This is a genomic window from Acinetobacter sp. WCHA39, assembly GCF_002165385.1.
GTDB lineage: Bacteria > Pseudomonadota > Gammaproteobacteria > Pseudomonadales > Moraxellaceae > Acinetobacter.
This window is the reverse complement of record NZ_NHRP01000015.1, coordinates 75692-88325: the sequence shown is the minus strand read 5'-3', so window position 1 is coordinate 88325 and position 12634 is coordinate 75692. Positions and strand designations below refer to the sequence as shown.

Below are 12634 nucleotides of genomic sequence, written 5' to 3'. Positions count from 1 at the left end.
GACAATAGCAAGAGTGAACCACCTGATCCCTTCCCGAACTCAGAAGTGAAACCTCTTAGCGCTGATGGTAGTGTGGCCTTTGCCATGTGAGAGTAAGTCATCGCCAGCTTTTAAATCTAAACACCCCTAACCTAATGGTTAGGGGTGTTTTTTATTTATTCCGGAAAGGAAATATCAAAAAGTTGTAGTACCTTTAATTGATGAATATTAAGTAATTCATTTTTTGAATTAGGTCCTAGAATTAAGCGAATTATAAAAATTTAAATCTTAAAATTTAGTGAAAATCTCGTTTCAAGAAAATAGTTTGAATAAGTTCTCTTTTATATTTTTTACTTGAAGATAAAGTATATTTACATAAAAGCTAGATTGTGATTTCATTAGGCATATTTTTATAATTAAAAATCTTATCCTGTTTTAGGTTAGATTGGGGATATAAAGGAATGATGATGAATAAAAAACAGCTTACTCTAAAGTTGTCAGCGATTACTATGTCAGTAATGTTAGCGAGTTGCGGCGGGGGAGGAGGCTATTTTGACACAAATAGTGGATCTTCCAATACTGATAATACAAATACGTCAACACAAGTATCTGCTGAACTCTTATCTGTAGGTCAAAGTAAAAGTAGTCTTAATGCGGGTGGTCAAGATAGCTTGGATTTGACAATTCGTACATTGGATAAGACAGGCGGTATTATACCTAAAGCAAATGTCAAAATCGAAATTAAAGATGCTGAGAATTCTGGCGCAAGTTTGAGTACTAAAAGTAATCTTGTAAGTGATGAGAATGGATTAACTAAAACAACGTTATCTTTAGTGAATACAACACTTAATCAACAAATGAACAGAACAATTACTGTTGTTGTAACATCTGGTCAAACAAAACAAGAATTAGCTATTCCTGTGAATGGAACTGCTATTACTATTTCTTCAGATATGAATTTATTAGAGGAAGGGGCTACTGCTAATATTACATTAATTGGATTGGATGCAGTTGGTAAACCATTAAGCGGAGCTAAAGCAAGTTTAGTTGATGCATCAGGAAAAACTGTTTCAGATGTAATTTCAACAGATCTAAATGGCCGTGCTATTTTTAAAGTACCTTATGCTACTGTTTTAAATTCAACAAATCATAAATTGAGTTTACTTGGTAAATTGACAGTTGAAGGTTCCAATCAAACAGTTACAAATATTTTGACAACTGATGCTGTTGTTTTAACTGCAAATGTTGCAAATAATGCATTACAGTTAACTTCAAATACAAATCCAGTTGGTGTTGATATACCTAAGCTTCTTACTTTCAAAGTAAGTGCAGCTACCCAAGCAGAATTAAGTGGAAAAACTGTTAAATTTGCAACTACAAATGGCACAGTTACTCCTCAAGTTGCCATTACTAATATTAGACAAGAAAATGGTATGTGGGTCGGTGATGCTACTACTACTTTCTCAGGTGCTGTAGCCTCAATAGCTACGATATCAGCGACATTTGGTACAAATGTTATTTATGTTGCTCAAAGAGTAAGTCCTGGCTTACCTGCTATGATTTCGATACAGTCTGAGTCTAGTGTTTTAGCTCCAGGGGCTAATACTAAGGTTATTGCTTTAGTTAAAGACAAAAATGGTTCTCCAATTCCTGATACAGAAGTATCTTTTAATATTATAAAAGATACTTCTTCAACGGGACAGATTTCTCAACCAACAGCTATTACTGATAGTGCTGGTCGTGCAACAGTGATTTATACTGCTGGTGCTGCTCAGACATTAGGTGGTGGTGTAGAGATTAATGCTTCAGCTGGTGATGCAAAAGTACAAGAACCAGTATATTCACCAACTTTGAAATTAACCGTTGCAACTCAATCTGCCTATATCACAATTTCACAAAACCATTTAGTTGCTACAGATCCAGATAATAATACATACTATAATAAAGATTTCTCTGCATCTGTTGTAGATACAGCAGGGAATCCAATTCCAAACCAAAAAATTAGTATTTCATTAGAACTTGTAAGTTTTATGAAAGGGAAATTTAATTGGGTACGCGATTATACCTACGCACAAACAAGTGATGGTATGTGGTCATGGTTAGGTATTTGGCGTTGGTCTCGTGATTATACTATTTATGAGAATAACCTTCCAAAACGAATTACCACTTTTGTTGAGTGCCCATCTAATGAGTATGCAAGTAACCTTGCTATTCTAAGTGTGAATAATGCGCCACTTGGAACTAAAGCAACCTTTATTACTGATTCACAAGGTAAGTTTGATTTTAAAGTACGTTATGGTAAGAATTATTCAAATTGGCTACGTGTTAATTTAAATGCATCTACTACGGTATCAACCAAAGATAATACGATGGCTTTATCCTTTGTACCTCCTGTTGCAGCGGCTGATGTAGATGATACAGATGGCAAATGGAGACCAGATCAAACTAGTCCATTCGGTACAGATATTAGTACTTGTAGTAATTACAAATAATTTAGAAATTTTTTATTTAAATAAAATGCTCAATCAACTTGATTGAGCATTTTATTTTGAAGGATTGATTTACAGCAGTTTATAGGAAAGTATTTTTAATCTCATAAAGAAATATCAAATGATATAAGCTTTAAATCTATTGTTAATTATATTGGCTGAAATTAACTCTTTTGTCTAAAATCGAAAAATCAAATAGACCCATAATATGAATAAGGGCCTATTTTTTGCTAATTTCTTAATTCAGTATTATGTAAATTATCTTAGATATCTCTAAATATTTAGTCATCCAACAAATCCATCTGCTTCGCTAATTGGTATAGGTTATTAGAGCGATTACCTGTACGACAAAACATTAAAATAGGTTTTGGTAATTCGTTATAGTGATTAGCAAATGTGCGAACATCTAACTCTGTGATCTGACCTGCAACCACTGGTTGGTAAACATAATCTAGGCCAGCATTACGAGCTGATTCTTCAATCTGTGCGCTTGTAGGTTGTTCAGAACCACCTTCCATGTCTGGACGATTATTAATAATAGATTTGAAGCCTTTTTCGACAACTTGATCTACATGCTCAGGGCCGATTTGACCTGCAAAACCAACATTTTCTGACATCTTGTCACTCCAAAAATAAACAAAACATTTTATGCTCTATCATAGCATTAAGCTTGATCTTGAGTTTAAATGTCTGTAGCAAATAAATGATGATAAGTAATAAGATAAAGCATTGGAGCGCGCATGCACACCTATACAGTTGAGCCGTTGTATGTTCCTAGTGGCGAAGAAACCATAGCAGCAGATTTCTACCTACCAAAGACCAATATTAAACCTGCTGTAATTCTTATGGCACATGGATTTGCTGGATTACGCCAATTTAAATTAGTTCAGTATGCACAACGTTTCGCTAAAGCTGGCTATGCTGTCATTTTATTTGATTATCGCTATTGGGGGGGCAGCACAGGAAAACCGCGTGAATTGGTTTCACTCGGTGCTCAACTAGACGATTGGAAAACCATTGTTCAATATGCTTCGAATTGTAAATTAATCGATAGTCGACGTATTATTTTATGGGGAACCTCACTAAGCGGCGGATATGCGCTTAGTTTAGCCACTGACCTTAAAAATATTCAGGCCGTCATGGTACAAGTGCCTTATGTTGATGGTGTGGAAACAGCAAAATTATACCCATTGCAACGTTATCCAGAGGCTTTAAAGCGTTCTAGCCAAGATTACATGGGGTCTAAGATGGGCTTAGTACCTAAAACTTTGCCAGTTGTAGGTCAGCATAAACTATGCTTTTTACCGACCTCTGATAGTTATTATGGTTATCATTCGATTGTAAATCCTGACTATTATTGGAGTGGTGAAGTTCCTGCACGTGTATTTTTTAATTTAATGCGCTATCGTCCGATTCAATTTGTACGCAAAATTAATATCCCTGTTTTGTTTATTGCTGCGAAACATGATTCTTTGATTCCAATTGAATCTAGTCGTGAAGCTGCTACAAATATTGCACCATTTGTAAGCTATCATGAGTGGGAAATGAAACATTTCGATATTTATCACGGTTCTTGGTTTGAAAAAGCAGTCACAACCCAATTAGAATTTTTACATCAACATATCGGAGTGATGTAAATGATCATTGTCTGTGCATCCTGTGGTGCAAAAAATCGTGTACCTGAAGAAAAATTAGCAGTTCATCCAAACTGTGGGCAATGCCATCAACCATTATTAACGTTAGCGCCAATTGAATTAAATGAGCAAAATTTTAGCCATTTCATTAGTCATTCAGATTTACCTGTACTCATCGATCTTTGGGCAGAATGGTGTAATCCTTGTAAAATGATGGCACCTCATTTTGCTGAGGTTGCCAAACATAATCCTCACGTCGTGTTTGCTAAAATTGATACTGAAGCAAACCCACGTTTAAGTGCTGCATTTAATGTCCGCAGTATTCCGACTTTGGTCTTAATGAATAAGACGACTGAATTGGCCAGAATAAGTGGTGCATTACGTACACCAGAGCTACAGCAATGGTTAAATCAGCAATTACAGCAACATCAAGGACATTAACATGACTGAACGTTCAAATCATCCAGAAGGGGTTTTATCCTTACAGAATATTGCTATGCCAGCAGATACAAACTGGAGTGGTGATGTATTTGGAGGATGGATTGTTTCACAGATGGATCTCGCAGGAGCGATTCATGTTGAGCGTTTGAGCAAGGGACGATGTGCAACAATTGCAATTAATGAAATGACCTTCCTTGTGCCTGTTAAGGTTGGAAATGTGATTAGTTGCTATACTAAAATTTTGAAAGTCGGAAATACTTCCGTACAGGTGCAAATCGAGGTATGGAATAGTCACGACAATTCGCGTGATCCGATTCGAGTTACTCAAGGTGTTTTTACATTTGTTGCTGTTGACGTGAATGGTAATAAGCGACAAATCTCAGAACAAATTAAGCAAGATTTTTTAGCAAGCTGATAAAACAATAAAGCCCAAATTTAATTGGGCTTTATTTTAAATCTAAGGCTATTTTTTACGTTTTGGTAGCCAAGCCCAAAGCATCTGACATTGAATTGGTTCGTTACCAGAATCGTCGATGACGATCACAGGAATTAATAACTCGCCTTTATCATTATCCGCAATAAACTTTTGTTGCTCTGCTGATAATGTTGCAGTTGCTGTTAAACCGCCTTGAGCAACTTTTAAATAGTCAACATGCAATGATTTAATTAACAAGATACGATCATCTGGGATATGTAAGCCCGTTAAAAAGCCCGTTGCAGTTTCTGCTAATAACGCCATTGCTGCTGCGTGAACCCCTTTAATATGATTTTGCATATTACGTTGGTTTTCAATGCGCACAGTGACATGGTCTTTATCAACTTCTAAATAACGAATATTTGCTGTTCCAACCATAGGAACAACACGACCAAAAGCTTTACTCCATAGCGTACTACGGATACTTTTTGGAAATTTAGAAGTGGTTTTAACCAGCGTATAAAGACGGTTATCTTTTGCCATAATGAACCTAATGCTTAGTCTTTGAAATTATTAAATTGAAGTGGTAGACCAAATTGTTGTTCACGTAAAAAGTTCATGACCTGTTGCAATGTATCGCGCTTTTTATCTGTGACACGGATTTTGTCTCCTTGGATAGAAGATTGCGCTTTGATACCACTTTCTTTAATGGCTTTATTAATTTTTTTTGCGGTATCTGAGTCAAGTCCATCTTTCAGCTTGATCACTTGGACTACATTTTTACCAGAAGCAGTGGCTTTTTGTGGATCTAAAGCTTGTACATCAATCTTACGTTTATAGAAGTGATTTTCAAGCATGGTATAGACTTGTTCACATTGGAAGTCACTTTCAGTTGAGATTTTGATTTCTTTATTTTTTTCATTTAACTCAATTGAAACGTCTTGTCCGCGGAAGTCAAAACGTGTTGCAATCTCTTTTTCTGTATTTTGTACAGCATGATTGACTTCAAATAACTCTAATTCAGAAACAATATCAAAAGAAGGCATGGTTAGACCTTTACAAAGGGAAAGAATATTTGAGATGCTAAGGGTGTTTTCTTCATTTGCCAAGTGTTGTTTACATCAAAGGAGTGCACAATGATCCGTAAACAAGAAATTACAACATTTGAGTTCCCAGAAGGCGCAGTCATTTGGGATGTCCGAGATGCCAAAGCTTATGCAGAGGCACACGTCAAAGGGGCGTTGAATCGTCCAATTGCTGAAATTAATGCGGATAGTTTGACTCAGGTTGCAGCGGATCAGCCGATTTATATTTTATGTGGAGGTGGTAGTAAAGCACCACGCGCAGCAGAGCTTTTAGAAGGTTTTGATGATTCTCGTGAATATGTTGTATTGATGGGCGGTACACGTGCAGCACGTGATGCTGGCTTAGCTTTAGAACAAGGCGCATAGATCAGTTAAATTTGCCAAAATACTTAGGTATTTTGGCAAATTTAAAGAATGAACAACTAAAATAATAATTTACCCAGAATAATAAGGTTTTTTAGCTTTTAATTTCTTTTGAAATCTTTGAGGATTTAATCTATCCAATAAACTTTGAGGAACTGGGCAAAGTTCACCTAAAATTAATGCTGCTAAGATTTCACTACATAATGGCGCAAATAAGAAACCTTTCGATCCTAAACCAGCAAAAGTATAGATTTGATCAAGATTTTGTATTTTTCCAACTAAGGGGAAATAATCTAAACTTTGTGCGCGAACGGATGCTCTTCCTTGCCAAGTCTCCAGCTTTGGAAGTTGTTCTGCATATTGAGGGAAGACACTGTGGATAAGTTCGTAGTTATGCACATGATCTTCAGTTAGCACTTCTGCATCATCCCGATTGGGATAAAAAGATGCACCCAGAATTAACTGTGAAGCATCCAGTTGCATGCAATAGCCACCATAACTATAAGCTTGATCCAGTGCTAAAGGCCGCTGGCTATTCTCAACCCAGCTGACTTGTCCTCGAATTGGCTTTAAGACAGGATAGTTTTCGATGAGTTCAGCACTTTGTTTAGCACAACAGACAATCGCATGATCCGTTATGGCAATTTTTTGTTGGTCTTGCCAGAGTGTAACTTGGCTATCAGTCGACTCTAATCGAGAAATTTTTGCTTTTTCTATGCGAATATTAGCATGTTGTAAAATCTCATCACGTAATTGATGTGGTGAAACTGCGCCAGCTTGATGTAAGGTCAGACTTGGAAGCTCTGTTTCAGAAAGGCATTCAAGTGTTGTATTTGTAGTTAAAACGTTTTCAGGATATTGCTCAACCAGTCCTAGCAGTTCATCTGCATTTTTTAATGCAATTTGCTCTACTTGAATCGGTCTAAATGCCTTAAAACGAGGATAAAAATTCAACGCATGTTGCCAACTCAAGGTCATTAAGTGTTCATGCGCCTGTTCAATTGGGCATAGTTTTGGATTGAGCAATGCCAAGGGATTGCCAGATGCTCCTGAAAGCGGCTCATTTTGCTCGTAGATCGTAACTTGATGTCCTCGTTGAGCAAATGCCCATGCTGAGCTTAAACCTGCGATTCCTGCGCCAATAATCGCAATATGTCGCTGTACAGATGCTGAGCTTGTTATTTCAGATTCATTTTGAATCGTTATGTCTTGCTTCGAATCGGCGGTGTCTTTTTCTTCTTGTGAAGCATTTAGCCAAATAGCTTTGAGCATTTCTCGTTTATGACCAAAACCTCGTGGACGGCTGATTTGGATACCGTGTTGTTTAAGCCCACGTTTTAATATGCCAGCGACACTAAAGGATGCGAAAGTTGTTCCAAAATCAGATAAACGCACCATATGATCTAAGACATTTGCTTGCCACATATCTGGGTTACAAGATGGAGCAAAACCGTCCAAAAACCATGCATTCACTGCTTGGATTTTAGGGATCGTTGGAAAAATATCCTGAGCATCCCCTAGCCATAAATCAATACTAAAACGTTCTTCAGGAAAACTTAAGCGATGACAACCTGCGATTGGCAAGGGATATTGCTGAATCAATTTTTCTGCTAAAGGTTTGAGCTCTGTCCAAACATTGAGTGCGCGGATCAAATCTGCTTTATTTAATGGAAATTTTTCAACGCTGACAACATGTAAATGGCTGTGATTATCTAAGCGAACTTGTTGCCAGAGTTGCCACAGGGTCAAAATATTGAGTCCTGTACCAAAACCAGTTTCACCTACACAGAAATATTGATAATCGTGTAGTTGAGAGAGGCGTTCGGTTAAATCATTGCCATTTAAAAATACATGTCGGGTTTCAAGCAAACCATTGTCTTTAGAAAAGTAGACATCACCGAATTGTTTAGAAATAGGAATTTCGATGCCATCGACTATTTCCCAATCTAATTCAGCAGTTTGTAATTTTGATGAATGAGACATAAATAAAAATTATATTGTTACCACTGGCGACGACGTTTGGTGTAGACATAGCTCGCAATAAAGAAACCTAGAATGACACCAACTGCAATGGTCATAGCACCATACAAGAACATTTGAGCACTGCGCTCACTTTGTAAAACTTGAATCTGAACAGTAAGATTGTCATTTTTGAGTTGTAATTCTTGATTTTGCGAGAGCGCTTCAAGATTGGCATTTTCAAGTTGTTTTAAGCGATTGGCTTGATCTTGAACCAATGCTTTGACTTTTGCTTCTTGTTGCTGTTTAGCCTTTGCAATTTGTTCAGCAGTTAAGGGCTTAGCAGTTGCCGTAGTAACAGGGGTGGAAGCTGTTGTTGAGTTTGGTTTAGCTTGAACAGTTGTTGTCGGTGCAATAGCTGGTGTTGGTTCAACAGCCCAGACTGATGAACTCATTAAGCATAAGGCGAAAAAGCTTTTGGCTGCAAAGTGCATGATTTACCCTTTTGGAAAAGCTTTGTTGAAAGGCTTTACCTCAATATTTGAGTAAATTCCTTCTTTTAAAAAAGGCTCTTCCTGAATCCAGCTATCTAGCGCTTCACGCGTGTCAAATTCAACAATAATCGTACTGCCTAAAAAACCTGCTTGTGGATTATTTGGATCTTTAGGATGAGCGCCAGCAGCAATTAAACGTCCTTCATCATCTAGCTTTTGCAATCGTTCAATATGTTGTGGACGAGTTGCTAAACGTTTTTCTAAGGTACCTTCATGATCAGTGCAGGTTAGGACAAAATAAGGCATGGCAGTCGCTCAATGATTCAAAATTCAGTCGGTGGTTTTAAAATGCTTTCTTAAGAAAAATAGTATAGCAGCAAGGTAACTGATAGAAACGATAATATCGCCGAAAGCCGTGAATTCGCCCCAATATTTGCCTTGCATATAGACGAATCCAAAGAAAAAATGTAAAGCGGCAAGCAAAAAGAATTGTCCACACCACGCTAAGTTCAATCTCATCCAGCCTTGATGACTTAACTCGAGTAATGAACCAAGAAGCTTTTTAATAATCGGGGTACGTTCTTTATTGAATAATGGGGTAACTAAAAAACCTATTCCAATACCGATATTGATGATGATTGCTTTCATTTTAATGTAGGTCACATCACTGAATACGAGTGTGATTCCACCAAAAATCACCGACATGACAACAATAAACCATTGCATTTTTTCCAGTTTAAATTTCTGGAAAAAGAACAAACAACCGTAAACAACAAGCGTTGAAATTAAAAGTGCACAGGTTGCCACAAGAATATGATTTTGATCGGTATTTCCTGCGCTACCAACCAACTGTAATAAAGGGTGATGACTATCTTTGGGATCAGTGGTTTTATAAAAATAAAAGAAGATAATAATCGGCAGATAGTCGAGCAACGCTTTCATGTTACAGTACGATGATGAAATAGGTCAGATAGCATAATACAAACCATGTTCGGTGTCGATTTACATACACATACCCACATTTCAGATGGTACGTACTCTCCAGAACAACTGGTAGAGGCGGCTGTTGATTTAAAAATAAAGATGCTTGCCGTGACAGATCATGACACGATGGATGCTTTAAGTCGTGCCAAGAAACATGCTCAAGAATATGATATTAAAATCATTTCTGGTGTGGAGATATCAAGCCAATGGTCAAGACCAAATATTAAAAAGAGTTATGGTGTTCATATTGTTGCTTTGAATATGCAAGATGAGACGCCTATAAAAGCAATGCTTGAAAATCAGAAAAAAGTCCGTGCTGAACGTGCGAAAGTGATTTGTAGCTTATTAGAGAAATGTATTGATTTTGATATTTACCCAGATGTGATTGCCAAAGTTGATGGACATCCAGACCGAGTGACCCGTACCCATATTGCCAAAACATTGGTAGAGAAAAATATTGTCAGTCGCCCACAACAAGCATTTGACCTTTTTCTTAAAGAAGGAAAAAAGGCATTTGTGAAATTTGAAGGTTTAGGGCTTAAAGAAACGATTGACGTGATCCATGCCAGCCAAGGCTTCGCAGTTTTAGCGCATCCAACCCGTTATGATCTGTCTGCAACCAACATCCGTTATTTGATTGAGTTATTTGCTGAATCGGGTGGCGATGCGGTTGAACTCCCTCCGCCTGTAGAGCCTCTATCAACACGTCAAATGGTCGATCGAATGATTGAGCAATTTGATTTAGCTGTTTCGATCGGCAGTGATTTTCATGGCGACAATATGCCGTGGGTTAAACTGGGGAATACACCTAGAGTGAAGGAAGAGCAGATAGGTATTTGGGAAAGTTTTAGATAAATCTGCACATGAAAAAAATAGAATTATATTTAATCATCATCTTTTTGATCACTATTTTATGGGGCATACAATGGATGTTTCACGGTTTTGCAATCTAATGATTTCTTTAATCTAAAAATCAATCTTTGCCGCTGTCAGTATTTGATAAATCATCAAATACTGTGTTTGATTACAACTGAACGAAACGTCATCGGTTTATCTAAATTTATAATTTACAATAAATTATGATCATGTGCTTGAATCGGTGGAGGGGTTGGGCGACCTAATGTTCCCAGTAATTCAATTTCAATTGAACGTACCATCGCATCTAAAGGCAAGTCATTGCTTTGTGTTCCAAATGGCTCTTCAATTTCTGTACTTAAAGCATCTAACCCCAAAAATGTATAAGCCAAAATTCCGACTAAAAGTGGGGTCACTAGACCTAATAAAGATCCCAAACTAAACGGCAGCATAAAGCAGAAAAAATATACAGTACGATTCAGTAAAACAGAGTAGGCAAATGGAATCGGGGTATTCGCAATACGATCACAACCCGTTTGCATTTCACTTAAAGCCGCGACATGGCGGTTCATTTGAGTATAAATAATATCTGATATTTCACCTTCTTTCATGGCTTGTAATAGTTCCCATTGAATCAGGCTAAGTGTGTATTGTGGTGCATTATGTTGTTGATAGAGTTGAGTTAGTGCTTGCTGGCTTAGACCACTGGTTTCTGTAAGTTCAGTGGGATTTGCTGTTTGGTGACGTAAGCGGTCGCGTAATACATTCGCAAATACAATTACATTTTGAATAATACGTTCGCGGCGAGCCTGAGTTAATACACGACAGTCACGATCAAAGTGGCGAGAAGTTGCAATTAAAACACCCCAAAGCTTACGTGCTTCCCACCAGCGATCATAACAAGCTGTATTCTTAAAACCCAAAAAAATCGAAAGGACAACCCCAATCAGTGTAAAACCTACCAAAGGAATTTCTGGAAATCGATACAGATCTACATACTCAACACCACCAATAATGGCAGAGATAAGCATGACAAATCCTAGCGAGGGTAAAATTTTAGGCAAAATCGTCCCGCGCCATGAGAATAAAACTTTAAAAATACTCGGTTGATCACGGACAATCATGTTATTTGAATCATTAATTTTATGTGTTGATGTTCGGGTTAGATTTGGGCTTTGTCAAGATGAGATTACTTGATTTTAGTGGGGTTGAGGAGTTGTTGTTCAGAAAATGAAAAATGATCTTCTGCTGAAATAATAAAATGATCAATCAGATTAATTTCCAATAGTTTACAGGCTTGTTTGAGTTGCTGAGTCAGATAAATATCTTCTGGTGAAGGTTGAGCAATACCATAAGGATGATTATGTGCAACCACGATTTGGCAAGCCTGTTGTTGTAAGGCATAACGTAAGGTTTGATTCAGCGAAACGCTACATGAATGATGTGAACCATAGAATAGTTTTTTGAAATGGAGCTTTCTGAGTTCAGCATCTAAACAAAGTACAGCAAAAACTTCCTGCTTTTCACCTTGCAGTTCGTAGCGCAAATAATCCAATACCAGTGTTGATGTATCTAGACATAAACGTTGTTGATGAAAATAGTTGTGTAGATAACGCCGTCCAAGTTCTTTAACTGCCATGAGTTGGGCATATTTGGTAGAAGCAATTCCATTAAATTGGGATAAGTCTTCAAGTGATGCATCAAAAATCGGATTCAAGCCACCAAAATGTTGAATCAGAATTCGAGAAAGTTCCACCGCCGAATGTTGTTTTGAGCCTGAGCGTAGAAAAATAGCCAATAGTTCTGCATCAGATAGGCTTTGTGCACCTTGTAGTAATAAGCGTTCACGTGGGCGTTCTTGTTCAGGCCATGCTTTGATAGATTGTCTTATTGATTGATTCATTTTTATTCACACAATTTTTTTATGATGATGATT

General features: G+C 37.3%; 15 protein-coding genes and 1 rRNA gene. 7 read left to right on the top strand and 9 right to left on the bottom strand.

The window, feature by feature from the left end; all coding sequences use genetic code 11:
* A 5S ribosomal RNA gene (rrf, locus tag CDG56_RS09510) occupies positions 1-109 on the top strand; the annotation flags it as partial.
* Between the two features lie 337 nt (positions 110-446).
* Positions 447-2471, top strand: a complete 2025-nt coding sequence (locus CDG56_RS09505; RefSeq protein WP_171295138.1) for an Ig-like domain-containing protein — start codon at positions 447-449, stop codon at positions 2469-2471.
* Between the two features lie 278 nt (positions 2472-2749).
* On the opposite strand, the gene CDG56_RS09500 is transcribed toward CDG56_RS09505, so the two are convergent.
* Positions 2750-3085: a TIGR01244 family sulfur transferase gene (locus CDG56_RS09500; protein WP_004664941.1), complete on the bottom strand. Its 336-nt coding sequence runs from the start codon at positions 3083-3085 to the stop codon at positions 2750-2752.
* A gap of 123 nt (positions 3086-3208) precedes the next feature.
* Here CDG56_RS09500 and CDG56_RS09495 point away from each other — a divergent pair, with 123 nt between their 5' ends.
* Genes CDG56_RS09495 through CDG56_RS09485 form a run of 3 tightly spaced genes read left to right on the top strand, consistent with a single transcriptional unit; the run spans position 3209 to position 4958 of the window.
* Positions 3209-4105 carry an alpha/beta hydrolase gene (locus tag CDG56_RS09495; protein ID WP_087547718.1) on the top strand — a complete coding sequence of 299 codons (897 nt, stop codon included), beginning with the start codon at positions 3209-3211 and terminating at the stop codon, positions 4103-4105.
* Complete coding sequence (trxC, locus tag CDG56_RS09490) at positions 4106-4543, top strand: thioredoxin TrxC (RefSeq protein WP_087547717.1); 438 nt, start codon at positions 4106-4108, stop codon at positions 4541-4543. It abuts the gene before it with no gap.
* 1 nt (position 4544) lies between these two features.
* Entirely contained in the window at positions 4545-4958 is a 414-nt protein-coding gene (locus CDG56_RS09485) for an acyl-CoA thioesterase (RefSeq protein WP_005164249.1), read from the top strand.
* Positions 4959-5006: 48 nt separating this feature from the next.
* Here CDG56_RS09485 and CDG56_RS09480 read toward each other — a convergent pair whose 3' ends face one another.
* Both CDG56_RS09480 and CDG56_RS09475 read right to left on the bottom strand, forming a co-directional pair.
* Positions 5007-5501, bottom strand: a complete 495-nt coding sequence (locus CDG56_RS09480) for a DUF4442 domain-containing protein (RefSeq protein WP_087547716.1) — start codon at positions 5499-5501, stop codon at positions 5007-5009.
* A gap of 14 nt (positions 5502-5515) precedes the next feature.
* Positions 5516-6004 carry a YajQ family cyclic di-GMP-binding protein gene (locus CDG56_RS09475; protein ID WP_004655922.1) on the bottom strand — a complete coding sequence of 163 codons (489 nt, stop codon included), beginning with the start codon at positions 6002-6004 and terminating at the stop codon, positions 5516-5518.
* 90 nt (positions 6005-6094) lie between these two features.
* Between CDG56_RS09475 and CDG56_RS09470 the strand changes: the two genes are divergently transcribed.
* A complete protein-coding gene (locus tag CDG56_RS09470; RefSeq protein ID WP_087547715.1) occupies positions 6095-6409 on the top strand; it encodes a rhodanese-like domain-containing protein in 315 nt (104 codons plus the stop codon).
* A 69-nt stretch (positions 6410-6478) separates the two neighbouring features.
* Here the strand turns inward: CDG56_RS09470 and mnmC are convergent, their stop codons facing one another.
* Genes mnmC through CDG56_RS09450 form a run of 4 tightly spaced genes read right to left on the bottom strand, consistent with a single transcriptional unit; the run spans position 6479 to position 9801 of the window.
* Complete coding sequence (gene mnmC, locus CDG56_RS09465) at positions 6479-8389, bottom strand: FAD-dependent 5-carboxymethylaminomethyl-2-thiouridine(34) oxidoreductase MnmC (RefSeq protein WP_087547714.1); 1911 nt, start codon at positions 8387-8389, stop codon at positions 6479-6481.
* Positions 8390-8406: 17 nt separating this feature from the next.
* On the bottom strand, positions 8407-8859 hold the full coding sequence (locus tag CDG56_RS09460) for a hypothetical protein (RefSeq protein WP_087547713.1): 453 nt from the start codon (positions 8857-8859) through the stop codon (positions 8407-8409).
* A gap of 3 nt (positions 8860-8862) precedes the next feature.
* Positions 8863-9165, bottom strand: a complete 303-nt coding sequence (locus CDG56_RS09455; RefSeq protein WP_005164260.1) for a YciI family protein — start codon at positions 9163-9165, stop codon at positions 8863-8865.
* Positions 9166-9189: 24 nt separating this feature from the next.
* Positions 9190-9801: a septation protein IspZ gene (locus CDG56_RS09450; RefSeq protein WP_004664925.1), complete on the bottom strand. Its 612-nt coding sequence runs from the start codon at positions 9799-9801 to the stop codon at positions 9190-9192.
* Positions 9802-9846: 45 nt separating this feature from the next.
* Here CDG56_RS09450 and CDG56_RS09445 point away from each other — a divergent pair, with 45 nt between their 5' ends.
* Complete coding sequence (locus CDG56_RS09445) at positions 9847-10698, top strand: PHP domain-containing protein (RefSeq protein WP_087547712.1); 852 nt, start codon at positions 9847-9849, stop codon at positions 10696-10698.
* A gap of 212 nt (positions 10699-10910) precedes the next feature.
* Here the strand turns inward: CDG56_RS09445 and CDG56_RS09440 are convergent, their stop codons facing one another.
* Complete coding sequence (locus CDG56_RS09440) at positions 10911-11822, bottom strand: bestrophin family protein (RefSeq protein WP_004664130.1); 912 nt, start codon at positions 11820-11822, stop codon at positions 10911-10913.
* Positions 11823-11887: 65 nt separating this feature from the next.
* Positions 11888-12601 (bottom strand): RadC family protein, encoded by a 714-nt coding sequence (radC, locus tag CDG56_RS09435; protein WP_087545575.1) that lies wholly within the window; start codon positions 12599-12601, stop codon positions 11888-11890.
* Between the last annotated feature and the right edge of the window lie 33 nt (positions 12602-12634).

Bases quoted from the DNA above. Each gene is read 5' to 3' on its own strand.
- CDG56_RS09505 (WP_171295138.1), top strand. From the start codon at position 447: ATGAATAAAAAACAGCTTACTCTAAAGTTGTCAGCGATTACTATGTCA.
- CDG56_RS09500 (WP_004664941.1), bottom strand. From the start codon at position 3,085: ATGTCAGAAAATGTTGGTTTTGCAGGTCAAATCGGCCCTGAGCATGTA.
- CDG56_RS09495 (WP_087547718.1), top strand. From the start codon at position 3,209: ATGCACACCTATACAGTTGAGCCGTTGTATGTTCCTAGTGGCGAAGAA.
- trxC (WP_087547717.1), top strand. From the start codon at position 4,106: ATGATCATTGTCTGTGCATCCTGTGGTGCAAAAAATCGTGTACCTGAA.
- CDG56_RS09485 (WP_005164249.1), top strand. From the start codon at position 4,545: ATGACTGAACGTTCAAATCATCCAGAAGGGGTTTTATCCTTACAGAAT.
- CDG56_RS09480 (WP_087547716.1), bottom strand. From the start codon at position 5,501: ATGGCAAAAGATAACCGTCTTTATACGCTGGTTAAAACCACTTCTAAA.
- CDG56_RS09475 (WP_004655922.1), bottom strand. From the start codon at position 6,004: ATGCCTTCTTTTGATATTGTTTCTGAATTAGAGTTATTTGAAGTCAAT.
- CDG56_RS09470 (WP_087547715.1), top strand. From the start codon at position 6,095: ATGATCCGTAAACAAGAAATTACAACATTTGAGTTCCCAGAAGGCGCA.
- mnmC (WP_087547714.1), bottom strand. From the start codon at position 8,389: ATGTCTCATTCATCAAAATTACAAACTGCTGAATTAGATTGGGAAATA.
- CDG56_RS09460 (WP_087547713.1), bottom strand. From the start codon at position 8,859: ATGCACTTTGCAGCCAAAAGCTTTTTCGCCTTATGCTTAATGAGTTCA.
- CDG56_RS09455 (WP_005164260.1), bottom strand. From the start codon at position 9,165: ATGCCTTATTTTGTCCTAACCTGCACTGATCATGAAGGTACCTTAGAA.
- CDG56_RS09450 (WP_004664925.1), bottom strand. From the start codon at position 9,801: ATGAAAGCGTTGCTCGACTATCTGCCGATTATTATCTTCTTTTATTTT.
- CDG56_RS09445 (WP_087547712.1), top strand. From the start codon at position 9,847: ATGTTCGGTGTCGATTTACATACACATACCCACATTTCAGATGGTACG.
- CDG56_RS09440 (WP_004664130.1), bottom strand. From the start codon at position 11,822: ATGATTGTCCGTGATCAACCGAGTATTTTTAAAGTTTTATTCTCATGG.
- radC (WP_087545575.1), bottom strand. From the start codon at position 12,601: ATGAATCAATCAATAAGACAATCTATCAAAGCATGGCCTGAACAAGAA.